Origin of the sequence: Streptomyces sp. NPDC059534, from assembly GCF_042743475.1 — a bacterium.
Taxonomy (GTDB): Bacteria; Actinomycetota; Actinomycetes; order Streptomycetales; family Streptomycetaceae; genus Streptomyces.
In genome coordinates this window covers 18,771-44,793 of record NZ_JBHWAQ010000029.1, presented here as the reverse complement: position 1 = coordinate 44,793, position 26,023 = coordinate 18,771, and the positions used below count along the sequence as shown (strand labels likewise).

Genomic DNA, 26,023 nt, shown 5'->3' with positions numbered 1-26,023 from the left:
CGAGAAGCCGGCGCCTGTCGACGGAACGTTCCGTCGACAGGCGCCGGCTTCTCGTCGACCATCGTCAGTGGATGATCCCCGTCCGCAGGGCCACCGCGACCATGCCGGCGCGGTCGCCGGTGCCCAGCTTGCGGGCGATGCGGGCGAGGTGGCTCTTCACGGTGAGGGCGGAGAGGCCCATGGAGACGCCGATCGCCTTGTTCGACTGGCCTTCCGCGACCAGTCGGAGCACCTCGACCTCGCGGCCGGAGAGCTCGCGGTAGCCGCCCGGGTGGCTCGGGGCACCCGGGGGGCGGCGGTGGCCGAGGCGGGCGGCCGAGGCGCCGATGGGGGTGGTGCCGGGCCGGGTCGGGTGACCGATGTTGGTCCGGGTGCCGGTGACGACGTAGCCCTTCACACCGCCCGCCAGGGCGTTGCGTACGGCACCGATGTCGTCGGCGGCCGAGAGGGCGAGGCCGTTGGGCCAGCCCGCGGCACGGGTCTCGGACAGCAGCGTCAGGCCGCTGCCGTCGGGCAGATGGACGTCGGCAACGCAGATGTCGCGTGGGTTGCCGACGCGGGGACGCGCCTCCGCGATGGACGATGCCTCGATCACGTCACGTACTCCAAGGGCCCACAGGTGGCGGGTCACGGTGGAGCGGACGCGCGGGTCGGCCACGACGACCATGGCCGTCGGCTTGTTCGGGCGGTAGGCGACCAGGCTTGCGGGCTGCTCGAGGAGAACGGACACCAGGCCTCCTGGGGGGAAGGATGCGGGACGGAGCCGGCTCGGGGAAGAAGCCGGGGGGAACCCGTGCTGTGAAGGGGTCACTGACTCCTTCGGCAGGACGGCCGCCCGCCTTTAGGGAAAGATCACGATTTGGTGAGTAACAATTAGGGCAATTCGGACGAGTGATCGATCATCCTACGAGTGGCTCCCGTCCGGTCGCCCCACGAGGCAGCGCCGGGACGCCCTCCGGAGTCGCCGCAGCAGGGCCGGTTCGATGCCTGCTGCGGCCGCCCCGGGCCGGCCCTCAGGGCTGCTGGGGTCCCCGCCGCTGGGGCAGTGAGACGACCCCCGCGCCGGTCACCGTCCCCGCTCCCGGATCCGCCGGCGCCGGCGGCAGCCCCGCGATCTGGCAGAGCAGATCGCACCAGGCCGCCAGGTGCGCCGCCGTGTCCGGCACTCCGGCGAGCCCCTCGCGCGGCGTCCAGGACGCCCTGATCTCGATCTGCGTCGCCGGCCTGCGGTCCGCGAGACCGCCGAAGTAGTGCGAGCCCGCCATGGTCACGGTCCCGCTCGCCTCCCCGTACTCCAGACCCCGCGCCTCCAGCGCCCCGGTCAGCCAGGACCAGCACACCTCCGGGAGCAGCGGGTCCGCCGCCATCTCCGGCTCCAGCTCCGCCCTGACCAGCGTCACCAGCCGGAACGTTCCCTTCCATGCCTCGTGGCCGTCCGGATCGTGCAGCAGCACGAGCCGCCCGTCCGCCAGGTCCTCCTCGCCGTCCACGACGGCCGCCTCCACCGCGTACGCGTGCGGCGCCAGGCGCTGCGGCGGCCTGGTCGGGTCGATCTCGATCTCGGACCGCAGCCGCGCCGAGCGCAACGCCTCCACCGCCCGCCGGAACGCGGGTGGCACCGGGTTCGTCTCCGTACTGTCCGCCGTTTCGTCCGTCCCTCGATTGCCGTCGGAATGATCGGAAAAATGTCCCTGAGCCGCAGCCATGCGGGGAACAGTAGGCGGAACGGGGCCTTCGCGCAGGGAGGGACACCCGGCCCGGACGAGCGGCTTCCCGCCACATGCGAAGATTCTGGGCGTGAGTGCCATTGACCGCCCGCAGGGCCAGCAGACGAAGCAGCAGTCGCGGACGCACGACTCCGCGTTCCTCAAGGCATGCCGGCGCGAGCCCGTGCCGCACACCCCCGTCTGGTTCATGCGGCAGGCCGGGCGCTCCCTCCCCGAGTACCTGAAGGTCCGCGAGGGCATCCCCATGCTCGAGTCGTGCATGCGGCCCGAGCTGGTCACCGAGATCACGCTCCAGCCGGTGCGCCGCCACAAGGTCGACGCCGCCATCTACTTCAGCGACATCGTCGTCCCCCTCAAGGCCATCGGGATCGACCTCGACATCAAGCCCGGCGTCGGCCCGGTCGTCGCCGACCCGATCCGCACCCGCGCCGACCTGGCCCGGCTGCGCGACCTCACCCCCGAGGACGTCCACTACGTCACCGAGGCCATCGGGATGCTCACCGGCGAGCTGGGCGACACCCCGCTCATCGGCTTCGCCGGCGCGCCGTTCACCCTCGCGAGCTACCTCGTCGAGGGCGGCCCGTCGCGCAGCCACGAGCGCACCAAGGCGATGATGTACGGCGACCCTCAGCTCTGGGCCGACCTGCTCGACCGCCTCGCCGAGATCACCTCGACCTTCCTCAAGGTCCAGATCGAGGCCGGCGCCTCCGCCGTCCAGCTCTTCGACTCCTGGGTCGGCGCCCTCGCCCCGGCGGACTACCGCCGCTCGGTGATGCCGGCCTCCGTCAAGGTCTTCGACGCGGTCGCCGGATACGGCGTCCCGCGCATCCACTTCGGCGTCGGCACGGGCGAGCTCCTCGGCCTCATGGGCGAGGCCGGCGCGGACGTCGTCGGCGTCGACTGGCGCGTCCCGCTCGACGAGGCCGCCCGCCGCGTCGGCCCCGGCAAGGCGCTCCAGGGCAACCTGGACCCGGCCGTGCTCTTCGCCTCGCGCGACGTGGTGGAGGCCAAGACCGACGAGGTTCTCGCCGCCGCGAAGGGCCTGGAGGGGCACGTCTTCAACCTGGGCCACGGCGTCATGCCGGCGATGGACCCGGACGCCCTGAGCCGTCTCGTCGACTACGTGCACACGCGGACGGCCGTCTGACGGCCGCCCGCGCGCGGGCGGGGCTCAGGACTCGCAGTTGACGGGCGGGTTTCCGGAGGCCACCCGGCAGAAGTCGACGCCGGGGCCGCCGTCGACGACGTTCCCGTTCGGGCCGACGCGGACGTAGTCGTTGCCGTCGTCCCCGCGGACGGCGCCGGTCGACGTGACGGAGCCGTAGACCTGGATGAAGTCGCCGCCGGCGGAGCCTCCGACGGTGCCGCCGACGGCGCCGTTGATGACGATGTAGTCGGCGCCGCCCTGGCCGTTCACCGTGTCGCCGTTGGGGACCGAGCCGCAGGTGATGTAGTCGGCGCCCGGTGTGCCGACGACGTTCTGGGCGCTGACGGCGACACCGTTGACCCTGCACGAGGTCACCGCGTAGGCGGGCGTCGCCGTCAGGGCGACCGGGGCTATGACGAGAGTGGCGGCGCAGAGCGCACGCATCGTGTGTCTGATCATGCGATCAGTAACCCATGGTGACGAGAAGGTTGCAAATCGTCACCACGGGTCACGCCGCCGCTCGGGTCATCCCGCCGCCCGAACGGCCGCCACCGCCTTGCGGGCCGCGATCAGGACCGGGTCCCAGACCGGCGAGAACGGCGGCGCGTACCCCAGGTCCAGGGCGGTCATCGCCTCCACCGTCATGCCCGCCGTCAGCGCCACCGCCGCGATGTCGACCCGCTTCGCCGCGCCCTCCCGGCCCACGATCTGCACGCCGAGGAGGCGTCCCGTACGCCGCTCCGCCAGCATCTTCACGGTCATCGGCGCGGCGCCCGGGTAGTAGCCCGCGCGGCTCGTCGACTCGACCGTCACCGTGACGTACCGCAGCCCCACCTCCCGGGCGTCCTTCTCCCGCAGACCGGTCCGGGCGATCTCCAGGTCGCACACCTTCGACACCGCCGTCCCCACCACGCCCGGGAAGGTCGCGTAGTCGCCACCGGCGTTCGCCCCGATGACCTGGCCGTGCTTGTTCGCGTGGGTCCCCAGCGGCACGTACCGCTCCCGGCCCGAGACGAGGTCCAGGACCTCCACGCAGTCACCGCCCGCCCAGATGTTCCGGTGACCGCGCACCCGCATCGCCAGATCGGTGAGCAGCCCGCCGGACGTCCCGAGCGGCAGCCCCGCCGCCCGCGCCAGCGAGGTCTCCGGCTCCACGCCCATGCCCAGGACCACCACGTCCGCCGGGTACTCGGCCGCGTCCGTCGCCACCGCCCGCACCCGGCCGTCGTCGCCGGTGAGGATCTTCGTCACCTCGGCCGAGGCGACCGTCCTGATCCCGAGCCCGTCCATCGCCCGGTGCACCAGGCGGCCCATGTCGGGGTCGAGCGTCGCCATCGGCTGCTCGCCCCGGGTCAGGACCGTCACGTCGTACCCCCGGGCGAGGAGCGCCTCGGCCATCTCCACCCCGATGTAGCCCGCGCCGACCACGACCGCGCGCCGCCCCGGCGTCCGCTCCAGCGAGTCGAGCAGGTCCCGGCCGTCGTCCAGGTTCTGCACCCCGTGCACCCCGGGCGCGTCGATCCCCGGCAGCGGGGGCCGCAGCGGACGGGCCCCGGTCGCGATCACCAGCTTGTCGAAGCCCGTCCAGGACTCCGCACCCGTCTCCAGGTCGCGGCCGAGGACCCGCTGCCCCGGCACGTCGATCGCCGTCACCTCGGTCCGCATGCGCAGGTCGATGTCCCGGGCCCGGTGCTCCTCGGGGGAACGCGCGATCAGATCCTCCGGCCCGGCGACGTCGCCGCCGACCCAGTACGGGATGCCACAGGCCGAGTAGGAGGAGAAGTGACCGCGCTCGAACGCGACGATCTCCAACTCCCCGGCGGGCCGCAGCCTGCGCGCCTGCGACGCGGCGGACATGCCCGCCGCGTCGCCACCGATGACCACCAGTCGTTCGCTCATACGGAAGAAGCTACTTCTCGGACGGCTCCGGCGGCTCGGGTGCCGGGGCCACCCCCGCGGCGTTCCGCCCGGCCCCGGGCTGCCCGGGGACGGGCACCGGGGCCGTCGCCGGCCGGTCCGCGGCGCGGCCGGCGGCCCGGGCGGCGCGGCGCGGGCGGACCAGCCGGCTCCACACGACGAAGCCGATCAGGGCCACCGCGAGCCAGGGGGCGAGGGCGGCCAGCACGATCCCGATCCAGGTCACCGCGCCGACCAGCGCGTCCCAGCCGCCGCCGAGGGCGTCCCCGAAGCCCGGGCGTCCCTCCTCCTCGGGCTCGGCCGCGGGCTTCGCCCTCTCGGTGAGTTCGAGGGTGATCGTCGCGAGCGACGTCCGGTCCTTCAGCGACGCCTGCTGGGCGAGGAGCGACTCCAGGTCCGCCTGGCGGCGGCTCAGCTCGCCCTCCAGGGTCACGACATCGGCCAGCCGCTCCGCCCGCTGCATCAGCGCCCGGACCCGCGCCACGCTCGCCCGCTGGGTGGCGATCCGGCTCTCCACGTCCACCACCTGCTCGGTGACGTCCTTGGCATCGGCCTTGCGGGCCAGCAGCTTGCCCGTGCCCGCCAGCTCGGTGAGGACGGACTCGTACTTCTCCTGCGGCACGCGCAGCACGATGCGCGAGGTGACGTAGTCGTCGTCGACCCGCTCGGTGGTCTCGTTCTCGATCCGCCCGTCGGCGCCCGCCGTCGCCCGGCGGGCCGCGGCCAGCGCCTTCGTCACGTCCGCGACCTCCACGGAGAGCGAGGCGGTACGGATGACGTGCTGCGGGGCGGGTGCGTCCGCCGCGGGCTTCTCGGCGCCCGAGGAGCCGTCGACGGCCCCCTTGCCCGCCTCCGCCGCCGTCCCGTCGGCGGGCCGTGCCGCGCCCATGTCCGCCTTCTGGTCCGAAGCCGCGTCCGAGCCCGCCCCGGCACCGCAGCCGGTCAGCACGAGCGAGGCCGTGAGCAGCGCCGCCGCCACCGCCCCCGCCCGTGCCGTCGTCCGCTTTCTCGCCGTCGTTCGTACGCTCCGCATGGGGTCCCCCCGAGGGTGGTGGGTGAGTGTCGGCGGTTGGACGTACGGGCGGGCCGTACGGGTTGCCGTCCGCCGGTAGCGATGCGGTCACGGTCCGGACTCGGAACGGGCGCTGCGGGCCGCCGTCCCGCCCCTGCGGCCCTCCCCGTCCGAGGGGCGGGCGGCGGTCGGGAGGATCCGGGCGATTTGAGAGAGTGGTCCCATGAACGCGGACACCACGGGATCCCATGTCGTCGTCGCGGGAGGCGGAATCGCCGGACTCGCGGCCGCCCACCGGCTGGCCCTCGCCGGCCACCGGGTGACCCTGCTCGAAGCGGACGACCGGATCGGCGGCAAGCTCCTCGCCGGGGAGATCGCCGGGGCGCCCGTGGACCTCGGCGCCGAGTCGCTGCTCGCCCGCCGCCCCGAGGCGGTCGCCCTCGCCCGCGCCGTCGGCCTCGGCGACCGGCTCCAGGCCCCCGGCACCACCACCGCGTCCGTCTGGTCCCGGGGCGAACTGATCCCGATGCCCAAGGGGCACGTGATGGGCGTCCCCGGCGACGCCCGCGCCGTCGAGGGCCTGCTGTCCCCGGAGGGCCTGCGGCGGATCGGCCGCGACCTGGAGCTGCCCCCGGCCGAGATCGACGAGGACATCGCCATCGGCGCGTACGTCGCCGAACGCATGGGCCACGAGGTCGTCGACCGGCTTGTCGAACCCCTCCTCGGCGGGGTGTACGCCGGCGACGCCCACCGCATCTCGATGAAGGCCGCCGTACCCGCCCTCTTCGAGGCCGTCCGGGTCCACCCCACGCTGACCGCCGCCGTCCGCGCCGTCCAGCAGGCCGGTGCGGCCGTCCCCGCCGACGCGGCGGGCGCCGCCACCGGCCTCGGCGGCGCCGCCTTCGTCGGGATCGACGGCGGCATCGGCACCCTCCCCGGCGCGGTCGCCGCCGCGATCCGAGCCGCCGGCGGCGAGATCCTCACCGGCGTGCCCGTGACCGCGCTGCTGCGCACCGGCGCCACCGGCTGGCGGGTCCTGACCCGGGACCGGGCGTTCGAGGCCGACGCCGTCCTGCTCGCCACCCCGGCCGGCATCGCGGCCGCGCTCCTCGGCGGCCATGCCCCGGACGCCGCCGCCGAGCTCGACGAGATCGACTACGCCTCGATGGCCCTGGTCACCCTCGCCTTCCGCCGCTCCGACATGCCCGCCCTGACCGGCTCCGGGTTCCTCGTGCCGCCCGTCGACGGCCACACCATCAAGGCGTCCACCTTCTCCAGCCGGAAGTGGAACTGGGTCGCCGACTCCGCCCCCGACCTGTTCGTGCTGCGCACCTCCGTCGGCCGGCACGGCGAGGAGCAGCAGGTGCACCGCGACGACGCCGACCTCATCGCCGCCTCCCTGAAGGACCTCGCCGCCGCCACCGGGCTCACGGCCCGGCCCGTCGCCACCACGGTCACCCGCTGGACCGGCGGTCTGCCCCAGTACCCGGTCGGCCATCTCGCCCGCGTCGCCCGCGTCCGCCGGGCGCTCGCCGCCCTGCCCGGACTGCGTGTCGCGGGAGCCGCGTACGACGGCGTCGGCATCCCCGCCTGCGTGGCCTCGGCCCACCGCGCGGCCGACGAGATCGCGGAGGAGATCGACGCCACGTCGAAAAGGACCGACCCCGGTGCAGGGCACTCCTCGTGACGGGCGAGAATAGGCGTATGAGTGCGCCCGAAAAGATCCCGAACGCCGGTAAGAAGGCGAAGGACCTCAACGAGGTCATCCGCTACACCCTGTGGTCCGTGTTCAAGCTGCGCGACGTTCTGCCCGAGGACCGCGCCGGCTACGCCGACGAGGTCCAGGAGCTGTTCGACCAGCTCGCCGCCAAGGACATCACGATCCGCGGCACGTACGACCTGTCCGGTCTGCGCGCCGACGCCGACGTCATGATCTGGTGGCACGCCGAGACGAGCGACGAGCTCCAGGAGGCGTACAGCCTCTTCCGCCGCACCAAGCTGGGCCGCGCTCTGGAGCCGGTCTGGTCGAACATGGCGCTGCACCGCCCCGCCGAGTTCAACAAGTCGCACATCCCGGCCTTCCTGGCCGACGAGACCCCCCGCGACTACGTCTCGGTGTACCCCTTCGTGCGCTCCTACGACTGGTACCTGCTGCCCGACGAGGACCGTCGCCGCATGCTCGCCGACCACGGCAAGATGGCCCGCGGCTACCCCGACGTCCGGGCCAACACGGTCGCCTCCTTCTCGCTCGGCGACTACGAGTGGATCCTCGCCTTCGAGGCCGACGAGCTGCACCGCATCGTCGACCTCATGCGCCACCTGCGCGCCTCCGAGGCCCGGATGCACGTCCGCGAAGAGGTCCCGTTCTACACCGGCCGCCGCAAGAGCGTCGCCGACCTGGTGGCGGGCCTGGCCTGACGGCCGTACGAACCTGGTGGCGGCCCGGCTCCCGGCCGGGCGCGCCACCCCTCGACCCGGAAGATCAGAGGGCAGGCGGCTTCATCGGCCTGCCGCTCCAGCGACACCGGGTCCGGCTCCGGGTGCGGCGCGCGTGCGCGCGCCGCACCGGCGTCCTTTCGGGGGCCTCCTTCCCACGCCCCCTCGTTCCCCCTACGGCCGCTGCCGGGTGTCCTGCCCCCGGAGGGCCGCACGGAGTTCCGGCTCCAGGACCGCCGGCCCGCGCGTCGCGAGAGCGGTGAGCGGATCGGTCGCGGAGAGCCCGGAGAGCAGCCGCTGTCCGGCCGGTGAGGCCCAGCGCGTGTACGGGTAGCGTTCGACCGCCCCGATCAGCAGACAGAGCCCCGACCCGAGCAGCGGCAGCGCGAACGCGGCGATCACCGGGGCGCGCTCGGCGGCCGGGACGAGCAGCGCGGCGACCGTCCCGAGCAGCAGGCCGAGCAGGAAGCCCGCCTTCACCGTCCGCAGTCCGTCCGCGATCTCCCGGCGGCCCGACGCCGGTACGGCGAGCCCCCGGTCGACGAGCCGCTCCTCGATGCACCGCACCGAGTCGTCGGCGGCGACCACCGGCCGTACGGCGGGCACCGGGCACTGGCCGCCGGGCCCGATGGCCCCGACCACGGCGCGCTCCAGCTCGTCCCGGTCGGCGCCGCCCGCGTCCACCACCGTCGCCCAGCCGGTGTGGGCCAGCAGCAGCCGCCGCCCCCGGTGCATCGACACCAGCGTCAGGTCGGTGACCCGGAGCGGACCCCCGGCGAGGTACGCCGCCTCGCGCAGGCTGAGGTCCGGGTCCGCGTCGGCGCGGGTGTCACCCGGGCGGGGCCGGGCCGCGGCGAGCGTGGCACGGCAGACCCGCGCGCAGCCGAGGCCCGCCACGACGCAGGCCACCAGGAAGAGGGGAACCCAGATCATGTCCGAGTTCTACGGGAGGAGGGGCGGGCCCGCCACTCGAATGGGTGTGCCCGCCGTGCGGACGGGTGGTCAGCTGCTGGAGCTCGAACAGGAACTCCCGCTCGAACTCGAACACGAACTCCCGCTGGAGCTGGAGCAGGAACTCCCGCCCGAGCTGCCGCAGCCGGAACCGCCGCCCGAGCAGGAACCCGACGAGCACGAACCGGACGAGCAGGATCCGCCTCCGGAGCCCGAGCCCGAGCCCGAGCCCGAGTCCGTCCCGGCGCCGCAGCCGCTGTTCTCCGCGCACCACTCCGCCGCCACCCCGAGGGCCACCGCGTCCACGGAGGAGTAGGAGGCCGGCGACGGACGCCGCCCGCGCCGGCGCGGCGGACCGTTGACCCGCGCGGCGGCCAGGAGCTGTTCCCGCAGCACCGGGTCCGGCACCGCCCGCAGCCCGAGCAGCGCCACCAGGTGCCCGGCGTCCGCGACGTGCGAGTGCCCCTGTCCGTACGCCGAGAGGGCCCGCAGACCGGCCGGGGTGATCCGCTTCGCCGAGACCGCCGCGCACGAGATGGCCGTGACCCCGCAGGCGAAGAGCAGCGGCAGCGTCTTCACGAAGAGCGGCACCGACGCCTCGGTGCTCGTGGCGAAGTCCACGATCGTGAGGACTCCGGTGACGGGGAAGAGCAGGAAGGCCCCGAAGCCCAGCACGCCGCACCACCGGAGGATCGACCGCCGGCTCGCCGGGTCCACCAGCAGCCCGCGCCCGGCGAGCCCGTCGCCGATCTCCTGGACCGCCGGGTGCCGCATCACCGCGAGCCGCAGATGGTGCAGCGCCCCGTGCGGGGCGGCGGCGTGCTCGTGGAGCACGGCGCGCTCCACCGGGTCGTGCGCGGTGGGCCGGACGACGGCCACGATCCCGGGGCCGCCGATCGCGATCCGGCCGTCGGCCTGGAGCCCGGCGAGCGCCGTGTCGACGACCCGGGCCGGGCCGCCGGTCAGGAAGGCGGCCTCGTACCGGTCGTGGACGGGACCGCCGGAGCCGCGGCGCGACCGGACGACCCGGGTGACGAGCAGCACGATGCCGGTGACACCGGCGACGTGGAACACGAGGATGAGCGCGCCCATGGTCATCTCCTGACGAGTGCGTGACGGGCGGCCCGGACCAGCCGGGTCGCGCGGCCGGGCGGCCGGCTGCCGGAACGGTCCTGCCACCACTCCGTGAGCCTGCGCCGGGCCTCCGGGTCCTCCGGGCGGTCCGCGAGCAGCAGGTGTTCGGCGAAGTCCAGTGCGTCCCGGCGGTAGCCGCCGGTCATCGGGCGGGACCTGGCGTACGCCAGGAACGCCGGCCGGAAGCCGCCGCCCAGGATCTCCGGCAGTTCCGGTGCCACCTTCGCCACCACCCCCGCCCGCTTCGCCGCCAGGGCCCGGCTCTGCACCCCGATCCGCCGGCTGTCGAAACCCTCCGGCACCGGCGTCCCCGCCACGAGCGCCGACAGCAGGGAAGCCTGGGCGACCCCGACCCGCTGCCGGGCGCCGTCACTCGGCGCGGGCGCGGGCGCGGTCGTGGGCGTGGGGTCGCTCGTGAGGTCGGTCGTGGTCGTGCTCGCGGGGCCGGTCGAGGTCGTGGGGTCGGCCACGAGGGGAGCGCCGGGCATCGGGCCGCCCGAGACGCGCGCGCCGGCGCCGATGAGCAGCGGCTGAGCGGCCGTCACCGACCGCACCGGGGAGAGCCGGGCCGCGGGGACGGCCTTCGCGCGCGGCGACCCGCCGCCGCCCGCGCCCGTACGAGCCTTGGTCACCGTCCCCCGGATCGACTCCAGTTCGCCCGCCAGCTCCCGCGCGGCGGGGAAGTCGTCGTCCCGCTCCAGCAGCACCCCCGGGGGCGCCACCCGCGACGCGAGGTCCGCGAGCACGCCGAGGACCGCCGGCGGGACCGGGTGGGCGTGCGTGTCGTGCCAGACGCCGTCCCGCTCGACACCGCCCGCCACGTGGACGTACGCGATCGCGTCGACCGGCAGCTCGGACAGGGCCTTCGCCGGGTCCTCGCCGCGGTTGACGTGGTTGGTGTGCAGGTTGGCGACGTCGACGAGGAGCCGTACCCCCGTACGCTCCACCAGCTCCGCCAGGAACCGCCCCTCCGTCATCTCCTCGCCCGGCCACGAGATCAGGGCGGCGATGTTCTCCAGCGCGAGCGGCACCGGCAGCGCCTCCTGCGCGATGCGCACGTTCTCGCAGAGCACGTCGAGCGCGTCCCGGGTCCGGGGCACGGGCAGCAGGTGGCCCGCTTCGAGCAGCGGGGTCGCGGTCAGCGGCCCCCCGGCCCGTACGAACGCGATGTGCTCCGTGACCAGCGGCGCCCCCAGCGCCAGCGCCTTCTCCCCGAGCGCGGCGAGCCGCGCCGGGTCGGGGCGGTCGGCGCCCCCGAGCCCGAGCGAGACGCCGTGCGGCACGACCGTCACGCCGCGCTCGCGCAGCCGGATCAGGGAGTCGGGCAGATGGCCGGCGCAGATGTTCTCCGCGACGACCTCCACCCAGTCGACGCCGGGCAGCGCCTCCACCGCCTCCGCGATCTCGGGACGCCAGCCGATGCCGATGCCGAGTTCCGTCATGTCCCCCTCCTTCGGTCCTCAGTCCCTCACCTGATGGCCCAGGCGCGGACGTTCGAATCCAAGGAGGGGGACGTTCAGAGCTTCATTTGAGGTTCGCGCCCTCCCGGGGGAGATCCGGGCCGCGGACGGCCGGGATCCGGGCTCAGGCCGAGCGCAGGGCGTCCGTCGGGGAGACCGCTGCCGCCCGCAGCGCCGGGTAGATTCCGGCGACGGCCGCGACCAGGACGGACACCAGCGGTCCGGCGACGACCGTGTAGAGCGGGACGGAGGCCGGCCAGCCCTGCGCGAGGGCGTATCCGTAGACCGCGACGCCGCCCACGGCCAGCCCGCCGATCCCGCCGATCAGGCCCATCAGCACGGCCTCGATGAGGAACTGGACGGCGATCTGGCCGCCCCGGGCGCCCAGCGCGCGGCGCAGTCCGACCTCGCCGCGGCGCTCCATCACTCCCACGACCATGGTGTTGGCGATGCCGACGCCCCCCACGAGCAGGGCGACCGCGGCGAGGGAGAGGACGAGCCCGGTGAACGAGTTCCGGGTCTCCGCCCGTGCCGTGTACAGGTCGGACGGGCGGCTCACGGCGACCGTGCTCGGGTTGGCCGGGTCGGCGCTGGCACCGGCCACGGCCTGCACGTCGGGGACGCGTTCGGGATGGGCCCTGAGATAGACCATGGCCGCGGTGCCGTCCGCGCCCAGGCGGGCGGTGGCCTGGGGCCAGCCGACCAGGGCGGCGGTGCCCAGCTCGGGCGCGAGTTCGTTCGGCTCCAGGATGCCGGAGACGACGAACCACCGGCCGCCCAGCCACACCCGCTCGCCCGGTGCGGTGACGCCGAGCCGCGCCGCCGCCTGGTCGCCGAGCACGGTCACCGGCAGGTGCTCGCTCGCCCGGGTCAGCCACCGCCCGCTGCGCAGGGTGGCGTGCAGGACGTCGAGGAGGTTGAGGCGTGCGGCGAGCACGGTGAGGCTGCCGGTCTGCTGCGGCGGGATCAGGTCGTTGCGGTAGACCTGCGCCGTGGTGGCACCGGTCGCGGTGACCTGCTGGACCGGGGCGATGTTGGCGAGCATCTTCTCCGCCGTGGGCGGCAGCGGTACCGGCTTCTGGTCGGCGCCGTTGCCGGGGGCGACGGTGATCAGGTTGGAGCCGAGCCGGTCCAGGCGCTCCAGCAGGTGTGCCTGGCTGGAGGCGGATATCCCGGTCACGGCGATGACCGCGGCGATGCCCAGCGAGATGCCGAGCGCCGACAGCGCGGAGCGCGTCGTGCGGGTGCGCGGGCCGATCATCCCGAGGCGCAGCATGTCCAGGGGCCGCAGTCGGGTGCGGCGCGGGGCCGGCGTCATCGGACGGCTCCCGCGAGGTGCGGGCCGCGTTCGTCGGAGTCGACGCGGCCGTCGTGGAGGGCGATCCGCCGGGGGAAGGACCCGGCCAGCTCCCGGTCGTGGGTGATGACGACGACCGTGGTGCCGCCGGCGTTCAGGGTGCGCAGCAGCTCGACGACGGCGGCTCCGGAGACGCTGTCCAGCGCCCCGGTGGGTTCGTCCGCGAGCAGCAGCGCGGGGCGGCCGACGAGGGCGCGGGCGATGGCGACCCGCTGCTTCTCGCCGCCGGAGAGCTGGTCGGGGTGGTGGTCGAGCCGGTGGCCGAGGCCCACCTCGCGCAGTGCCTCGGCGGCTTGGGCCCGCCGGCGCGCGGCGGGGACGCCGCTGTAGAGGAGGCCGGTGGCGACGTTCTCGACCGTGGTGAGCCCGGACAGGAGGAAGAACTGCTGGAAGACGAAGCCGATCCGGTGGGCGCGCAGGGCGGCCAGTTCCGGGTCGGAGAACGCGGACAGGTCCCGCCCCTCGAAGCGCAGGGTGCCGGTGGTGGGCCGGTCGAGGGAGCCGAGCAGCGCGAGGAGGGTGGACTTGCCGGAGCCGGAGGGGCCGACGACGGCGACGAGTTCCCCGGCGTCGACGGTGAGGTCGATGCCGTGCAGGATGCGCAGCGGCGGCGAGCCCGGGTACTCCTTGGTGATGCCGGAGAGTTCCAGCACGGGCGCCCGGCCGGGCGGCTGAGGGGGTGTCACTTCGGGACCACCACCTGGGAGCCGGCCCGGACGTCGCCGGAGATCTGCGCGTTGGCGTCGGCGACCAGGCCCAGCCGCACCCGGACGAGCCGGGTGGCGGCGCCGTCGACGACCTGGACGCCGTAGCCGCCGCCGTCCAGGGCGAGCAGCGCGGTGACGGGGACGAGGAGCGCGTCGCTGACGGTCCTGCCGACGACGGTGACGGTCACGGAGGACGGTCCCGCCCCGACGGCCGGCCGCTGGTGGTCGAGCACGATGGTGACGGTGGTCTTGTCGCCGCCGGAGTCGTCCGAGCCGCCCTCCCCGCCGCCGGAACCGCCGCGGATCAGGGAGCGGACGCTTCCGCCGACGCTGCTGCCGTCGGCCAGCTTCACCGTCACCCGGCCGGCGGGCCGGAACGGGGAGAGCTGGTTGTCGGCGGGCCGGACGACGGCGACCAGGTCGGTGCCGGTCACGGTCATGAGCGAGGCGCCCCCGAGGGCCGAGCCGAGCTGTGCGCCGAGCTGCTGCACCCGGACGGCCGCCCGGGGCAGCATGACGACGTCGCCGAGGGCGACCGTCCCCGTCTGCCGCTCGCCGAGGGCCTTCTGCCACCGCTTGACGGCGGTGGCGGTGCCCCGGGTGAACTTCCGGTCGACGGCCAGCCCGAGGCCGTCGGCGTGGCCGAGCGCGATCAGGTTCCGCTTCAGCTGTTCGACGTCGGGCCCGTCGGTGACCCCGGGGCCGAGGTCGCGCCACATCGGCCGGTCCCCGGTGAACAGCACCACGGGCCGCCCGTCGACCTCGTAGAGCCTCTGCCCGGCCCTGACGACGGCGCCGACGGCGGGCAGGGCGGTGACGGTTCCGCGGCCGGGGGCGACGACCGGCGTGGGGGCGTCGTAGCCGAGCGCGCCGCCGACCTGGATGCCGGTGGACAGCGAACCCTTCCGCACCGCGACGGTGCCGTGCTCGACGGGCGTCCGCCCGGAGGCGTCGTCCGTCCGCTCCCAGGGGCGTGCGACGGCGAGGACGCCGGAGCCGCCGAGCGCGGCGACCAGGACCAGCGCGACGGCGGTCCCGCGGCGCCTCCTGCGGGCGGGGACGGGCGGGAGGGCGGGAGCGGCGCCGGCGGGGGCCGGTGCGGGGGTCTCGACCGTGCGGCTCATGGTCACTCCCCGATCCGGTAGCCCGGCATGGGGAGCTTGCCGCAGGCCGGCTGGACGGCATCCCACGCCGCCGCGTCGAACGACTTCGCCGAGAAGACGAGGATGCCGGTCTTGGGCTCGGGGTCGGGGACGGCCGCGTAGCCGTTCTTCCGCGCGCAGGCGACGAAGGCGCGCGCCTGCGCGACGAACTTCTCGTCGTCCTTGGCCAGGACCTGGTGGATGCCGGGGACCTCGGCGTCGCATGCCTTGCTCGCCGTGTCATAGGCGTCGGCCGAACCGGCGGTGCCGACACCCGTGGCCGGGAACGATATGTTGCCGTCCTTGTCCTGCTCGACGCTGGTCTGGCCCTTCCGGTGCATGCAGTCCACCCAGGCCCGCCGGACCGCGTCGTCGTCCTGCGGCTTCGTCCGGCCCGTGCCGTCGCCGCCGGCCACGCTGGGCGCCTCGCTGCCCGACGAGCAGCCGACCGTCGTCAGCGCCGCGGCCACGGCGGTCGCCGCGAGGACGGCCCTTACGGTGTGGGTACGCATTTCGTGCTCTCCCTGCTGGATGCCGACATCGACTCCGGCAGTTCTACGGAGCGGTGGGTTACGCACCGGTGAGTGCGTGCCTAACCACCGGCTAACGCCCTCCCGGGCATCGTTGCCCGGGCAGGTCGGCGCGGAGCGCGGAGCACGGCGAGTGGAGTGGAAGAGAATGCGAGTGCTGATCGTCGAGGACGAGGCGGAACTGGCCGCGATGCTCGCCGAGGGCCTGCGCGCCGAGGGCATGGTCTGCGACATCGCCCACGACGGGGCCCGCGCGCTCGAGATGACGGCCGCCGCCGAGTACGACGTCCTGCTCCTCGACCGGAATCTGCCCCGGTTGAGCGGCGACGCCGTCTGCCGGGCCCTGAACGCGGCCGGCCACCCGGCCAGGATCCTGATGCTCACCGCCGCCGGCTCCCTCGCCGACCTGGTCGACGGCCTCGGCCAGGGCGCCGACGACTACCTGGCCAAGCCCTTCTCGTACCTGGAACTGATCGCCCGGCTGCGGGCGCTCGGCCGGCGCTCCCCGGCCGGCCGCGGCGCCACCGTGCTGAGCAGGCACGGCGTCAGCCTCGACACCGTGCGCAGGGTCGCCGAACGCGACGGCCGGCCGCTGAAGCTGACGCCCAGGGAGCTCGGGGTGCTGGAACTGCTGCTGACCGCCGACGGCGCCCCGGTCTCCACCGAGGAGCTGCGGGACAGCCTCTGGGACGCGGCCCTCGACCCGGCCACCACCGCCGTCCGGGTCACGGTGCACGCGCTGCGCCGCAAGCTCGGCGAGCCACCCCTGCTCACCCACGACCCGGGCTACGGGTACCGGCTGTGAGCGGGGGCCGGACCGGTCGCCGGTTCCTGCCGTACGGGCTGCCGCTGCGCGGCCGGCTGACCCTGATGACCACGGCGGTCTTCGCGGTCCTGGGCTGCGGACTGCTCCTGCTGAACTGGCTGAGCGCCCGCCAGCTCCTGGAGGAGAACCGCTACCGCATCGTCCCCATGCCCCTGACGCCTCCCGTCCTGACGGATACGGGTCCCGTCGCCACCCCACCGGAGTCCTCGATGCCCGCCGCGGTCACGACGCCCGCGCAGGGCTTCGAGGACTTCCAGCACAGCGTCCTCGCCGACCTGCTGCTGCGCTCGCTGCTGCTGCTCGCGGTCTTCACCGCGCTCGCCGGGCTGCTCGCCTGGTGGGGCGGCAGCCGCTCCCTGCACCGGCTCGACCGGGTCACCACGGCGGCCCGGCGGATCAGCACCGGCAGCACGCTGGACGAGAGGCTCGGCCTGACCGGCCCGCGCGACGAGGTCCGCGAGCTCGGCGACGCCTTCGACGTGATGCTCGACCGCCTGGACCGCAGCTTCACCGCCCAGCGCCGCTTCACCTCGCACGTCTCGCACGAGCTGCGGACCCCGCTCACGATCCAGCGCACCGCCCTGGAGATCCCCCTCGCCCAGGGCCGCGTCCCGGCGGACCTGAGACCCGCCGTCCAGCGGGCGCTGGACGCCAACGCCCGCAGCGAACGCCTGATCGCGGCGCTGCTGACCCTGGCACGCGGCGAGAGCGGACAACTGACGCCGCATCCGGTCGACCTCGGCGACGTCGCCGGGGAAGCCTGGGCGGATTTGGCGGGCGAGGCCCGGGCGGCGGGCGTCCGGATCACCCTCGACCCGGTTCCGGCCCCGGTCGCGGGCGACTCCGCGCTGCTCCGGCAGATCGCGCTGAACCTGCTGGCCAACGCCGTGCGGCACAACCACCGCGGCGGCCAGGCGACGGTGACCACCGGCTCGGCCGGCGGACTCGCCTTCATCGAGGTCGGCAACACCGGCCCGGTCCTGGAACCGGACGAGATCCCCGTCCTCTTCGAACCGTTCCAGCGCGGCCGGGAGCACCGCGGCGACGGGTCCGGTCTCGGTCTCGCGGTGGTCCGGGCGATCACCCTGACCCACCACGGCGAACTCACCGCCGTCCCCCGGCCGGACGGCGGCCTCACCGTCCGGGTCGAACTGCCCGCCGCCGACCCCGATCAGGGCGCCCGGTCCGGCTGACGAGTCCGGTCCGGTCGAAGCGCTCGGTCCGGCTCACGCGCCCGGCCCGGCGACGCGCCCGGCCCAGCCGACGTGCCCCGTCCGGCTGACGCGTCCGGTCCGGCTGAAGCGCGCGCCGGTACTCCTACGGCAGCGGCAGGCGCAGGTGGGGGGCGAAGCGGTCGCTGCCCTCGGCGGCGACGGTCTTGCCGGGGGCGATCTCGGTGAAGCCCGCGTCCCGGACCACCGGGAGGCCGCTCGCCGCGAGAGCGGCCCAGCGCTCGGGCGTCGCGGTGCGTACGGCGAGCGGGAAGCCGGCCTCCTGCCACGCCGTGCGGTCGGCGTCCGCCATCGCCCACCAGAGCAGCTGCGCGCCGTGCCCGGTCTGCGCCATCGTCTTGCCCGCCGACATGTCGAGCCCGGGGTTGAGCCAGAGCACCACGGCGCCGTCCGGCACGGGCCCCGGCGCGGCCGGGTCGTCCAGGTCGGTGCCCGAGACCTGGAGCTTGGCGAGCTCCTTGGGCCAGCCGTCGAGCGGGACCGGCGGGAAGACCCGTACCTCCGCCTCCGTACCGTCGACCGTGATCCCCGGGAGCGCGCCCGCGCGCCGCCACTCGGCACCGCGCGCCCGGCGCACGACCTTGCGGATCCGGGCGTCCTGCCAGTCGGTCATCGCCTGCGCCCACTCGCCGTCGCCGAGGGAGCGGTCGTCGGTGAGGATCTCCAGGACGGCCCGCGCTGAGGTCTCCAGGGCGTCGGTACGGGACGGCGGTGCGTCGCGCTCGATGCGGACGACCAGGGGGAGGACGAACTGGGGCTTATCGTCGCGGAGATCGGTCTCGTTGCTGCTCACCCGGCAAGTCTGCCATCGCGTCGAGGAGTGATTCTTGTGGGAATCATCGCTTCCGGGCCAGGATGCCCCTCATGAAGAGTGATCTTTTCGCCGGCGAGCACCTCGCCGAGACCGCGAGCTTCCCGGGGATGACCCTCCAGAACGCCAAGTCGGTCAAGTACACCGTCAACGGCGAGATGCACGCCCGACAGGGCTCCATGATCGCCTTCCGCGGCGATCTCCAGTTCGAGCGCAAGGGGCAGGGCATCGGCGGCCTCCTCAAGCGGGCCGTCACCGGTGAGGGCCTGGCGCTGATGGCCGTGCGCGGCCAGGGCGAGGCGTGGTTCGCGCACGAGGCGCAGAACTGCTTCATCGTCGAGATCGAGCAGGGCGAGGCGTTCACCGTCAACGGCCGCAACGTGCTCTGCTTCGACTCGACCCTCCACTACGACATCAAGACCGTGAAGGGCGCCGGCATGACCGGCGGCGGCCTCTTCAACTCGGTCTTCTCCGGCTACGGCAAGATCGCCCTGATGTGCGAGGGCAACCCGATCGTCATCCCCGTGACCCCGCAGGCGCCCGTCCACGTCGACACCGACGCGGTCGTCGGCTGGAGCGAGCAGCTGCACACCTCGCTGCACCGCTCGCAGTCCCTCGGCTCGATGATCCGCGGCGGCTCGGGCGAGGCGGTGCAGCTCAAGTTGGAGGGCCAGGGCTTCGTCGTCGTCCGGCCCAGCGAGCTCACCCCGCAGAAGAACTCGTCCAACTGAGGCCGGAGCGGGCCGGGGCGGAGGCGAAGTGAGCCGGGCCGAGAGGGACCGGGCCGACGCGGGCCGAACCGAGACCCGTCGGGACCGGGCGGACCGGGCCGAGGCGGGGACGAGGCTGGAGCGGGTCGGGCGACGGCACGGCCCGCGCGGACCGTGGGTCCTGCGCGAGGTCGGCCTCGCGCTGCCCGCCGCCGCCCTCGTACGGATCGTCGGCGCCAACGGAACCGGCAAGTCGACCCTGCTCCGGCTCCTCGCCGGCATCGACGCGCCCACCGAGGGCCGTGTCACCGGCCGCCCGGCCCGTACCGCGTACGTCCCCGAACGCTTCCCGGCCGCCCTGCCGTTCACGGCCGCCGACTACCTCGTCCACCTCGGCCGGATCCAGGGCCTCGGACGCACGGCCGCGAGGGCCGGAGCGGGGGAGTGGCTGGAGCGCTTCGGCGCCGCCGGCCACGCCCGTACGCCCCTCGCCGAACTCTCCAAGGGCACCAGCCAGAAGGTCGCCGTCGCCCAGGCCCTCCTCGCCGACCCCGCCCTCCTCGTCCTCGACGAGGCGTGGACCGGTCTGGACACCGGCGCCCGCGCCGAGCTGGACGCCGCCGTCCGCGAACGCCTCGCGGCGGGTGCGACGGTCGTCTTCGTCGACCACGACCCGAGACGGCTCGCGGGGGAGGCGGACGCGGTGTTCGCGGTGGAGGCGGGCCGGGTGCGGCAGGTGACGGAGGGACGGGCGGGTCCCGGGCGGCTCCCCGCGCGCGGCTCCCTCGTGCGGATCACCGCGTCCGGCGGCCGCCCGCTCCCGGCGCGGCTGCCGGGCGACCCGGTCACCGCACCGGGAACCGGGCCCGACGGTGCCGCCACCAGCGTGCTCACCGTGGACGCGGCGCACTCCGACGCCCTGCTCGGGGCGCTCCTCGGGGCGGCCTGGCACATCCACCACCTCGACACCGAAGGCGTACGGGTATGACGGCGCTCCTGCGCTACCAGTCGGGCCTGCTGCTGCGCTCGCAGCGCTGGCTGGCGCCGCTCCTCCTGTACGTGGCCGTCATCGGCGTCGGGGTGCGCGCGGGCGAGCCCGTGCTCGGCGCGCTCGGCTTCACGGCCGCCGCGGTGCTCCCGGTGGCGGCCTGGTCGGTGCGGATCTGCGTCACGCAGGAGCCGCCCGCCGCCCGGAACGTGGTCGCGGCGGCCGCCGGCCGGGGCCGCGCGCATCTCGCGGCGCTGCTCACCGGGGCCGTCTGGCCGGTGTCGGTCGCCGCCGTCGCCGTCCTCGTGGTGACGGCGGCGGGCGACCGGCGCGGTGTCACCGCGCTCGCCGCGGCGACCACCGGGCTCCTCGCGGCGCTCGCCTGCGCCCTGACGGGCGCCGCCGTCGGCGCGCTGTCCTCGCGCCCGTTCCTGGCGGCCCCCGGCTGGTCCCTCACGGCTCTCGTCCTCGGCTCCCTGCTCGCCCTGGTGACCACCGGCTCGCCGGCGAAGCACGCCATGACGGCCCTGGTCACCGGGGCCCGCACGACGACGGCCGCCCCGCCCTGGGCGGCCTGCGCGGGCGCCCTGCTCCTCGCGGCGGCGACGGCGGCCCTGGCCTGCCGGGCGACGGCACGCCTGGAATGAGGACGGGCCGGGTGAGTACGCTCGAAGGCATGACCGAGTCCACGCCGTCCACGCCGTCCACGTCGTACTGCGGCACTCCCGAGGCGGGCCCGCGGCCCGAGCCCGCGGCCGAGGGGCCGTTCGCCGCCTGTGTGCTGTGCCGGGAGCCGACCGAGTACCCGGAGTCGGTCAAGGGCATCACCCTCTGCCCGGTCTGCGAGTGGCAGGAGGCCCAGCGCACGGCCTGCTCCGGCTGACCGCCGTCAGCGGCTCATGAGCTCGGAGACCTTCACGAAGCGGTAGCCGCGGGCGCGGAGCTCGGGGACGATCCGGCGGATCGCCCGCTCGGTGGCGGGGGCGGCGCTGCGGGTGCAGTGCATGACGACGAGCGAGCCGGGCCGGACCCCGTCGAGGACCTGTTCGGCGACGGCGTCCGCGTCCTCGGCGAAGGCGTCGCCGCTCACCACGTCCCACTGGACGGCCGTCACCCCGGCGGGGCCGAGGGAGCGCAGGGCGGCGTCGTCGTAGCACCCGCCGGGGAAGCGGAAGTACGGGACGACGTTGACGGCTCCGGCGTCGCGGAAGGCGTCGAACGCCCGCTGCACGTCGGCCGCCATGTCGGGCCCGGGGACGGTGGGCAGTCCGTAGCAGGGCGACGCGAAGGCGTAGTGGCTGTACGAGTGGTTCGCGATCTCGAACCGCGGATCGCCTCCGATCGACCTGGCCTGATCCGGGTACTCCTCCGCCCAGCGGCCGGTCATGAACACGGTGGCGTCCACCTTGAGCCGCCGTAGGGTCGCGATCAGTTCCGGGTTGTCGAAGCGCTCGCCCTGTGCCGCCCGCGGTCCCTGATCGGCCGTCATGTCCGCGTCGAACGTGAGCGCGACGACCTTCTCGGTCCCCTTGGCGCGGTGCTTGTACACGGGGGTGAGCCCGCCGGGCCCCGGCGCCATGGTCGGCGGGGCGGCCGGAACGCGTGCGGGCTTGGGGCCGGCGGCGGCCGCGCTCGCCTTGGGCGACGGGCTCCGGGAGGCGGCGGCCCCGCCGCCTGCCGTGGCCTTGGGTGCGGGCGTCTCGGTGCCGCCCCCGCCGCAACCGACGAGGACGGCGCCCAGGAGACCGAGCGTCGCCATCTTTCGTACAGAAGTGTTCACGATCGGAAGTTAACCGATCAAAGTCGCGGTGGCGTGCGACTCGACAGCGGCAGAGGTCGGTCATGACCGAAGTGGCCGCGCCGCGCCGCCGCTCACGTCCGCAGCAGTCGCGCCCGGCACGCCGCCACGTCGAAGTCACCCGGCGGGTACGTCGGGTCCAGCGCCTCCAGGTGTTCGAGCAGCAGCCGGCTGATCGCCCAGTTGCGGTACCACTTGCGGTCGGCGGGGACGACGTACCAGGGCGCCTCGGCCGTGGTGCAGCGTTCCAGGGCGATCTCGTACGCCTCCTGGTACGCGGGCCACAGGGCGCGCTCGTCGATGTCGCCGGAGTCGAACTTCCAGTGCTTCTCGGGGTTGTCCAGGCGTTCGAGGATGCGGGCGCGCTGCTCCTCGTACGAGACGTGGAGGAAGACCTTGACGACGGTGACGCCGTCGTCGACGAGCGACTGCTCGAAACGGTTGATCTGGCCGTACCGCCGCCCGAGCTCGGGGCGCGGGACCAGCTCGCGGACGCGGGCGATGAGGACGTCCTCGTACTGCGAGCGGTCGAAGATCCCGATCTCGCCGGGCTGGGGGAGGGCCTTCATGACGCGCCAGAGGAAGGGGTGGCCGCGTTCCTCCGGGGTGGGTGCCTTGAAGGCGCGGATGCGGCAGCCGGACGGGTTGAAGAGGCCGATCACGTGCTTGACGGTGCCGCCCTTGCCGCTGGTGTCCATGCCCTGGAGGACCAGGAGGACGCGCCGCCGGTCGCCGGCGGTGCTCGCCGCGTAGAGGCGGTCCTGGAGCGCGGCGAGGCGCGGGGCGAGGGCGGCGGTGGCGGCGACGCCGGCGGCCTTGTCGGCCGGGCCGGCCGGCGTGGCCGAGGGGTCGTACGAGGCGAGGGAGACCCGCTCGCCCTCGGGGACCCGGAGCACCTCCCGCAGGGCCGGTTCCCGCTGCGCGCCGCGGGGCTTGCGCCCCTTTTTGCCGCCGTCCTTCTCCCGTCCGCCGTCCTTCTTCCGCCCGCTGTCCCTCTTCGGCACCTCGCGCCCCTTCCGCCGTCCCGCTCGTGCTCCTCCGATCCTGCGACGGAACCGGGTCGCCCGCGAGCGGTGACGGCGTGGGGGTCAGCTCAGCACCACGGGCCCGTCACCGCGAAGGTCGTGCCGGGTGTGTAGCAGTTGACGTACATCGTGGAGCGGTCGGGGGAGAAGGTGACGCCCGCGAACTCGCCCCATTCCGGGGCCTCGGGCGTGCCGATGTTCTGGGCGCCGCGGGCGACCGGGTACACCTCGCCCTTCCTGCTGACGCCGAAGACGTGCTGCGCCCCTTCGCCGTCCTCGCAGACCATCAGGCCGCCGCTCGGGGCGAGGCAGATGTTGTCCGGCGACTCGCCCGGGAGCCCGAGGTCGGTGTCCGGGCCGAAGACGACGACGAGGGTGAGCCGGCGCCGGTGCGGCTCGTACTTCCAGACCTGGCCGAAGTGGGTGGCGGCGGAGCCGTCCCTCTGGCGGGCGAAGGAGGACACGAAGTAGACGGACCGCCCGCCCCAGTAGCAGCCCTCCAGCTTCTGGGCGTGGGTGATGCCCTTCGGCCCGAAGTCCTGGAGCCTGATCGGTGTCCCGGTGGCCGTCGGGTCCGGTACGGGGACCCACTCCACGCCCTCGAAGCGCGCTCCGGTCTCCTGGATCGCGGAGAGGTCGGCCACGCCGGGGACGCGCATGGCCTCCAGGGCGCCGCCGGCGCGGAGCGATCCGGTGCCGCCGAGCGGCCGGTGCGGAAGGAAGCGGTAGAAGAGGCCGAAGGGCTTGTCGAAGGCGTCCTCCGTCTCGTAGACGATGCCGTTCGTCGGGTCGACGGCGATCGCCTCGTGCTGGAAGCGGCCCATGGCGGTGAGGGGGACGGCCCCGGTGCGGTGGGGGTCGGCGCCGTCGACCTCGAAGATGAAGCCGTGGTCCTTGGTGTAGCCGTTGGTCCCGGCCCTGTCCTCGGTCTCCTCGCAGGTCAGCCAGGTGTTCCAGGGGGTCGGGCCGCCCGCGCAGTTGACGGCGGTGCCGGCGATGGCGACCCGTTCGCCGAGGACGTTGTTCCGGCCGTCGAGCTCCAGGGCCGTACAGCCGCCCTTGGCGGCGGGGTCGTACGTCAGGCCGGGGACGGTCGGGACGGCGATCTTGCCGGTGACCCGGTTCTCGTGGTTGCGGACCAGGTGCACGCGGCCCCGGCGGCCGGCGAAGGCGCCCATGCCGTCGTGGTTGCTCGGCACCGGCCCCTCGCCGGAGCGGAGCGGATCGCCCTGCCGGGAGAGCACCCGGTAGCGGAAGCCCGCCGGGAGGTCCAGGAGTCCGGCCGGGTCGGGGACGAGGGGGCCGTAGCCGCCCCGGCCTCCGTCGGCGGCCGCACTGCCCGCGAAGAGTTCGGAGAGCGCGCCGGTGAAGGCGATGCCGGCGACGGACGCGCCGGTGCGGGACAGGATCTGACGTCGTGTTGCGGACATGAGGCGACAACCCACTTCCTGTTGGCGGACAGGTGGTGTGTGGCGTGTGACCCGCATGTGTGTATCACGCAGTGTCGTGACACGTGAACCATGCGGGCCACAACTGCCTCGTGTGGCGCGAGGTCTGACCGGAAGTCAGACCAGTTCGGCGGTGAGGGTGATCGTCGTGCCCGTGAGCGCCTGGCTGACCGGGCAGTTCTTCTTCGCGTCCTCGGCGAGCGCCTTGAACTGGTCGGCGTCCAGGCCGGGGACCTCGCCGCGCACGGTCAGGTGGATGCCCGTGATGCCCTCGCCGGGCTGGAAGGTGACGTCGGCCTTGGTCTCCAGGCGGGTCGGCGCGTTGCCGGCCTTGGCCAGGCCGTTGGAGAAGGCCATCGAGAAGCAGGACGAGTGCGCGGCGGCGATGAGCTCCTCGGGGCTCGTCTTGCCGTTCGGCTCCTCCGTCCGGGCGGGCCAGGAGACGTCGTACGAGCCGAGACCGGAGGAGTCGAGGGTGACGACGCCGGAGCCCTTGAGGAGGTCGCCCTGCCAGACGGTGTGTGCGTGACGCACGGTGGCCATGGTGGATCCCTTTCGATCGGGTACGGCCACCAAGCTACTGGGCGACGAGCCCCTTGGCGTCGCGGGCGAGCGCGGTGAGCCGGGAGATCGCCCGGAAGTACTTCTTGCGGTAGCCGCCGTTCAGCATCTCGTCGCTGAACAGCCGGTCGAAGGGGAGTCCGGAGGCGAGCACGGGTATCTCGCGGTCGTAGAGCCGGTCGGCCAGGACGACGAGCCGCAGCGCGGTCGACTGGTCGGGGACCGGCTGGACGTCGGTGAGGCAGACCGCGGTGAGGTCGTCGGTCAGCGCGCCGTACCGGCTCGGGTGAACCTTGGCCAGGTGTTCGAGCAGGTGCGGGAAGTCGTCGAGGGAGGCGCCCGGCGTCGCGTACGCCGTCGCCGTGACGACCTGGTCGGAGTGGGGGGCCGGGGCCTCGGGCAGGCCGCGGTGGCGGTAGTCCTCGCCGTCGATCCGCAGCGGCATGAAGTGGGCGGAGAGGCCCTGGATCTCGCGGAGGAAGTCGGCGGCGGCGAAACGGCCCTCGCCGAGCTTGCCGGGGAGCGTGTTGGAGGTGGCGGCGAGCGCCACGCCCGCCTCGACGAGCTTGCCGAGCAGGCTGGAGACGAGGACGGTGTCGCCCGGGTCGTCGAGCTCGAACTCGTCGATGCAGAGGAGACGGTGCCCGCCGAGGGTCCTCACCGTCTGCTGGAAGCCGAGGGCGCCGACCAGGTTGGTCAGCTCGACGAAGGTGCCGAAAGCTTTCAGCGAGGGCTCGGCGGGGGTCGCGTGCCACAGGGAGGCGAGCAGGTGGGTCTTGCCCACGCCGTATCCGCCGTCCAGGTAGACGCCGCGCGGCGCGGCCGGCGCGGCCGGCTTCCTGGCGAACCAGCGGCGCTTGCCCGCGCCGGAGGCGTGCGCCCCGCCCAGCCCCTCGGCGAAGGAGCTCAGCGCCTTGACCGCGTCGGTCTGGCTGGGCTGGTTCGGGTCCGGGAGGTACGTGTCGAACCGTACGGAGTCGAACCGCGGCGGCGGCACCATCTCCGCGACGAGACGGTCGGCGGGGACGTGGGGCTCTCGGGAGCAGAGCGAGAGCGGCGCCGCCTGGGCGGAGGCGGCTTCGGTAAGGGCGCGGGTCGACACAG

27 protein-coding genes are annotated in these 26,023 nt (G+C 74.3%); 9 read left to right on the top strand and 18 right to left on the bottom strand.

Annotated elements, in window-relative coordinates; genetic code table 11:
• Nucleotides 1-64: 64 nt before the first annotated feature.
• Both ACFVZH_RS29355 and ACFVZH_RS29350 read right to left on the bottom strand, forming a co-directional pair.
• Entirely contained in the window at nucleotides 65-730 is a 666-nt protein-coding gene (locus tag ACFVZH_RS29355) for a LuxR C-terminal-related transcriptional regulator (RefSeq protein WP_384901925.1), read from the bottom strand.
• Between the two features lie 283 nt (nucleotides 731-1,013).
• Nucleotides 1,014-1,706, bottom strand: coding sequence for a DUF3000 domain-containing protein (locus tag ACFVZH_RS29350; protein ID WP_384901923.1), 693 nt, complete (start codon nucleotides 1,704-1,706; stop codon nucleotides 1,014-1,016).
• Between the two features lie 91 nt (nucleotides 1,707-1,797).
• On the opposite strand from ACFVZH_RS29350, the gene hemE reads away from it, so the two are divergent.
• Nucleotides 1,798-2,874: a uroporphyrinogen decarboxylase gene (hemE, locus tag ACFVZH_RS29345; protein WP_384901921.1), complete on the top strand. Its 1,077-nt coding sequence runs from the start codon at nucleotides 1,798-1,800 to the stop codon at nucleotides 2,872-2,874.
• Between the two features lie 24 nt (nucleotides 2,875-2,898).
• On the opposite strand, the gene ACFVZH_RS29340 is transcribed toward hemE, so the two are convergent.
• From ACFVZH_RS29340 to ACFVZH_RS29330, 3 genes are all read right to left on the bottom strand, one after another.
• Nucleotides 2,899-3,333 carry a hypothetical protein gene (locus ACFVZH_RS29340; protein WP_384901919.1) on the bottom strand — a complete coding sequence of 145 codons (435 nt, stop codon included), beginning with the start codon at nucleotides 3,331-3,333 and terminating at the stop codon, nucleotides 2,899-2,901.
• Between the two features lie 66 nt (nucleotides 3,334-3,399).
• Complete coding sequence (locus ACFVZH_RS29335; protein ID WP_384901917.1) at nucleotides 3,400-4,773, bottom strand: FAD-dependent oxidoreductase; 1,374 nt, start codon at nucleotides 4,771-4,773, stop codon at nucleotides 3,400-3,402.
• 10 nt (nucleotides 4,774-4,783) lie between these two features.
• Entirely contained in the window at nucleotides 4,784-5,824 is a 1,041-nt protein-coding gene (locus tag ACFVZH_RS29330; RefSeq protein WP_384901915.1) for a DUF4349 domain-containing protein, read from the bottom strand.
• 202 nt (nucleotides 5,825-6,026) lie between these two features.
• Between ACFVZH_RS29330 and hemG the strand changes: the two genes are divergently transcribed.
• Nucleotides 6,027-7,490, top strand: coding sequence for a protoporphyrinogen oxidase (hemG, locus tag ACFVZH_RS29325; protein WP_384901913.1), 1,464 nt, complete (start codon nucleotides 6,027-6,029; stop codon nucleotides 7,488-7,490).
• 17 nt (nucleotides 7,491-7,507) lie between these two features.
• Nucleotides 7,508-8,221, top strand: a complete 714-nt coding sequence (gene hemQ, locus ACFVZH_RS29320; protein ID WP_033207967.1) for a hydrogen peroxide-dependent heme synthase — start codon at nucleotides 7,508-7,510, stop codon at nucleotides 8,219-8,221.
• A gap of 192 nt (nucleotides 8,222-8,413) precedes the next feature.
• Here hemQ and ACFVZH_RS29315 read toward each other — a convergent pair whose 3' ends face one another.
• From ACFVZH_RS29315 to ACFVZH_RS29285, 7 genes are all read right to left on the bottom strand, one after another.
• The gene (locus tag ACFVZH_RS29315) at nucleotides 8,414-9,172 is read right to left on the bottom strand and encodes a TIGR04222 domain-containing membrane protein (RefSeq protein ID WP_384901910.1); all 759 of its coding nucleotides are present in this window, start codon (nucleotides 9,170-9,172) and stop codon (nucleotides 8,414-8,416) included.
• Between the two features lie 69 nt (nucleotides 9,173-9,241).
• Nucleotides 9,242-10,282 carry a TIGR04222 domain-containing membrane protein gene (locus ACFVZH_RS29310; RefSeq protein WP_384901908.1) on the bottom strand — a complete coding sequence of 347 codons (1,041 nt, stop codon included), beginning with the start codon at nucleotides 10,280-10,282 and terminating at the stop codon, nucleotides 9,242-9,244.
• Nucleotides 10,283-10,284: 2 nt separating this feature from the next.
• A complete protein-coding gene (locus tag ACFVZH_RS29305) occupies nucleotides 10,285-11,766 on the bottom strand; it encodes a DUF692 family multinuclear iron-containing protein (RefSeq protein WP_384901906.1) in 1,482 nt (493 codons plus the stop codon).
• A 142-nt stretch (nucleotides 11,767-11,908) separates the two neighbouring features.
• The gene (locus ACFVZH_RS29300) at nucleotides 11,909-13,102 is read right to left on the bottom strand and encodes an ABC transporter permease (RefSeq protein ID WP_384901904.1); all 1,194 of its coding nucleotides are present in this window, start codon (nucleotides 13,100-13,102) and stop codon (nucleotides 11,909-11,911) included.
• Nucleotides 13,099-13,827 carry an ABC transporter ATP-binding protein gene (locus tag ACFVZH_RS29295; RefSeq protein ID WP_384901902.1) on the bottom strand — a complete coding sequence of 243 codons (729 nt, stop codon included), beginning with the start codon at nucleotides 13,825-13,827 and terminating at the stop codon, nucleotides 13,099-13,101. The genes ACFVZH_RS29300 and ACFVZH_RS29295 overlap by 4 nt, the downstream gene beginning before the upstream one ends.
• On the bottom strand, nucleotides 13,824-14,972 hold the full coding sequence (locus ACFVZH_RS29290; RefSeq protein ID WP_384901900.1) for a peptidoglycan-binding protein: 1,149 nt from the start codon (nucleotides 14,970-14,972) through the stop codon (nucleotides 13,824-13,826). Before ACFVZH_RS29290 ends, ACFVZH_RS29295 begins: the two co-directional genes overlap by 4 nt.
• A 2-nt stretch (nucleotides 14,973-14,974) precedes the next feature.
• A complete protein-coding gene (locus tag ACFVZH_RS29285) occupies nucleotides 14,975-15,502 on the bottom strand; it encodes a hypothetical protein (protein ID WP_384901898.1) in 528 nt (175 codons plus the stop codon).
• 166 nt (nucleotides 15,503-15,668) lie between these two features.
• Here ACFVZH_RS29285 and ACFVZH_RS29280 point away from each other — a divergent pair, with 166 nt between their 5' ends.
• Nucleotides 15,669-16,325, top strand: coding sequence for a response regulator transcription factor (locus ACFVZH_RS29280; RefSeq protein ID WP_384901896.1), 657 nt, complete (start codon nucleotides 15,669-15,671; stop codon nucleotides 16,323-16,325).
• Nucleotides 16,322-17,539 (top strand): sensor histidine kinase, encoded by a 1,218-nt coding sequence (locus ACFVZH_RS29275; RefSeq protein ID WP_384901893.1) that lies wholly within the window; start codon nucleotides 16,322-16,324, stop codon nucleotides 17,537-17,539. Before ACFVZH_RS29280 ends, ACFVZH_RS29275 begins: the two co-directional genes overlap by 4 nt.
• Before the next feature lie 124 nt (nucleotides 17,540-17,663).
• Here the strand turns inward: ACFVZH_RS29275 and ACFVZH_RS29270 are convergent, their stop codons facing one another.
• Nucleotides 17,664-18,371: a peptidyl-tRNA hydrolase gene (locus tag ACFVZH_RS29270; RefSeq protein ID WP_384901891.1), complete on the bottom strand. Its 708-nt coding sequence runs from the start codon at nucleotides 18,369-18,371 to the stop codon at nucleotides 17,664-17,666.
• Between the two features lie 71 nt (nucleotides 18,372-18,442).
• Here ACFVZH_RS29270 and ACFVZH_RS29265 point away from each other — a divergent pair, with 71 nt between their 5' ends.
• The 4 genes from ACFVZH_RS29265 (at nucleotide 18,443) to ACFVZH_RS29250 (ending at nucleotide 20,970) form a co-directional block, all read left to right on the top strand.
• Entirely contained in the window at nucleotides 18,443-19,120 is a 678-nt protein-coding gene (locus tag ACFVZH_RS29265; RefSeq protein ID WP_384901887.1) for an AIM24 family protein, read from the top strand.
• Nucleotides 19,121-19,235: 115 nt separating this feature from the next.
• On the top strand, nucleotides 19,236-20,087 hold the full coding sequence (locus tag ACFVZH_RS29260) for an ATP-binding cassette domain-containing protein (protein WP_384902004.1): 852 nt from the start codon (nucleotides 19,236-19,238) through the stop codon (nucleotides 20,085-20,087).
• A complete protein-coding gene (locus ACFVZH_RS29255) occupies nucleotides 20,084-20,734 on the top strand; it encodes an ABC transporter (RefSeq protein WP_384901886.1) in 651 nt (216 codons plus the stop codon). The genes ACFVZH_RS29260 and ACFVZH_RS29255 overlap by 4 nt, the downstream gene beginning before the upstream one ends.
• Before the next feature lie 29 nt (nucleotides 20,735-20,763).
• Complete coding sequence (locus ACFVZH_RS29250; RefSeq protein WP_384901884.1) at nucleotides 20,764-20,970, top strand: hypothetical protein; 207 nt, start codon at nucleotides 20,764-20,766, stop codon at nucleotides 20,968-20,970.
• Nucleotides 20,971-20,976: 6 nt separating this feature from the next.
• Here ACFVZH_RS29250 and ACFVZH_RS29245 read toward each other — a convergent pair whose 3' ends face one another.
• From ACFVZH_RS29245 to zapE, 5 genes are all read right to left on the bottom strand, one after another.
• Nucleotides 20,977-21,846: a polysaccharide deacetylase family protein gene (locus tag ACFVZH_RS29245; RefSeq protein WP_384902002.1), complete on the bottom strand. Its 870-nt coding sequence runs from the start codon at nucleotides 21,844-21,846 to the stop codon at nucleotides 20,977-20,979.
• 113 nt (nucleotides 21,847-21,959) lie between these two features.
• Entirely contained in the window at nucleotides 21,960-22,889 is a 930-nt protein-coding gene (locus ACFVZH_RS29240; protein WP_384901882.1) for a PPK2 family polyphosphate kinase, read from the bottom strand.
• An 89-nt stretch (nucleotides 22,890-22,978) separates the two neighbouring features.
• Nucleotides 22,979-24,340, bottom strand: a complete 1,362-nt coding sequence (locus ACFVZH_RS29235) for an alkaline phosphatase PhoX (RefSeq protein WP_384901880.1) — start codon at nucleotides 24,338-24,340, stop codon at nucleotides 22,979-22,981.
• Nucleotides 24,341-24,475: 135 nt separating this feature from the next.
• Nucleotides 24,476-24,901, bottom strand: coding sequence for an OsmC family protein (locus tag ACFVZH_RS29230; protein WP_384901878.1), 426 nt, complete (start codon nucleotides 24,899-24,901; stop codon nucleotides 24,476-24,478).
• A gap of 34 nt (nucleotides 24,902-24,935) precedes the next feature.
• The gene (gene zapE, locus ACFVZH_RS29225; RefSeq protein ID WP_384901876.1) at nucleotides 24,936-26,021 is read right to left on the bottom strand and encodes a cell division protein ZapE; all 1,086 of its coding nucleotides are present in this window, start codon (nucleotides 26,019-26,021) and stop codon (nucleotides 24,936-24,938) included.
• Nucleotides 26,022-26,023 lie beyond the last annotated feature (2 nt).

Bases quoted from the DNA above. Each gene is read 5' to 3' on its own strand.
- ACFVZH_RS29310 (WP_384901908.1), bottom strand. From the start codon at position 10,282: ATGGGCGCGCTCATCCTCGTGTTCCACGTCGCCGGTGTCACCGGCATC.
- ACFVZH_RS29330 (WP_384901915.1), bottom strand. From the start codon at position 5,824: ATGCGGAGCGTACGAACGACGGCGAGAAAGCGGACGACGGCACGGGCG.
- ACFVZH_RS29340 (WP_384901919.1), bottom strand. From the start codon at position 3,333: ATGATCAGACACACGATGCGTGCGCTCTGCGCCGCCACTCTCGTCATA.
- ACFVZH_RS29250 (WP_384901884.1), top strand. From the start codon at position 20,764: ATGACCGAGTCCACGCCGTCCACGCCGTCCACGTCGTACTGCGGCACT.
- ACFVZH_RS29285 (WP_384901898.1), bottom strand. From the start codon at position 15,502: ATGCGTACCCACACCGTAAGGGCCGTCCTCGCGGCGACCGCCGTGGCC.
- ACFVZH_RS29290 (WP_384901900.1), bottom strand. From the start codon at position 14,972: ATGAGCCGCACGGTCGAGACCCCCGCACCGGCCCCCGCCGGCGCCGCT.
- hemG (WP_384901913.1), top strand. From the start codon at position 6,027: ATGAACGCGGACACCACGGGATCCCATGTCGTCGTCGCGGGAGGCGGA.
- ACFVZH_RS29280 (WP_384901896.1), top strand. From the start codon at position 15,669: ATGCGAGTGCTGATCGTCGAGGACGAGGCGGAACTGGCCGCGATGCTC.
- ACFVZH_RS29315 (WP_384901910.1), bottom strand. From the start codon at position 9,172: ATGATCTGGGTTCCCCTCTTCCTGGTGGCCTGCGTCGTGGCGGGCCTC.
- ACFVZH_RS29350 (WP_384901923.1), bottom strand. From the start codon at position 1,706: ATGGCTGCGGCTCAGGGACATTTTTCCGATCATTCCGACGGCAATCGA.
- ACFVZH_RS29255 (WP_384901886.1), top strand. From the start codon at position 20,084: ATGACGGCGCTCCTGCGCTACCAGTCGGGCCTGCTGCTGCGCTCGCAG.
- ACFVZH_RS29235 (WP_384901880.1), bottom strand. From the start codon at position 24,340: ATGTCCGCAACACGACGTCAGATCCTGTCCCGCACCGGCGCGTCCGTC.
- ACFVZH_RS29305 (WP_384901906.1), bottom strand. From the start codon at position 11,766: ATGACGGAACTCGGCATCGGCATCGGCTGGCGTCCCGAGATCGCGGAG.
- ACFVZH_RS29300 (WP_384901904.1), bottom strand. From the start codon at position 13,102: ATGACGCCGGCCCCGCGCCGCACCCGACTGCGGCCCCTGGACATGCTG.
- ACFVZH_RS29245 (WP_384902002.1), bottom strand. From the start codon at position 21,846: ATGGCGACGCTCGGTCTCCTGGGCGCCGTCCTCGTCGGTTGCGGCGGG.
- ACFVZH_RS29230 (WP_384901878.1), bottom strand. From the start codon at position 24,901: ATGGCCACCGTGCGTCACGCACACACCGTCTGGCAGGGCGACCTCCTC.
- ACFVZH_RS29335 (WP_384901917.1), bottom strand. From the start codon at position 4,773: ATGAGCGAACGACTGGTGGTCATCGGTGGCGACGCGGCGGGCATGTCC.
- ACFVZH_RS29265 (WP_384901887.1), top strand. From the start codon at position 18,443: ATGAAGAGTGATCTTTTCGCCGGCGAGCACCTCGCCGAGACCGCGAGC.
- hemQ (WP_033207967.1), top strand. From the start codon at position 7,508: ATGAGTGCGCCCGAAAAGATCCCGAACGCCGGTAAGAAGGCGAAGGAC.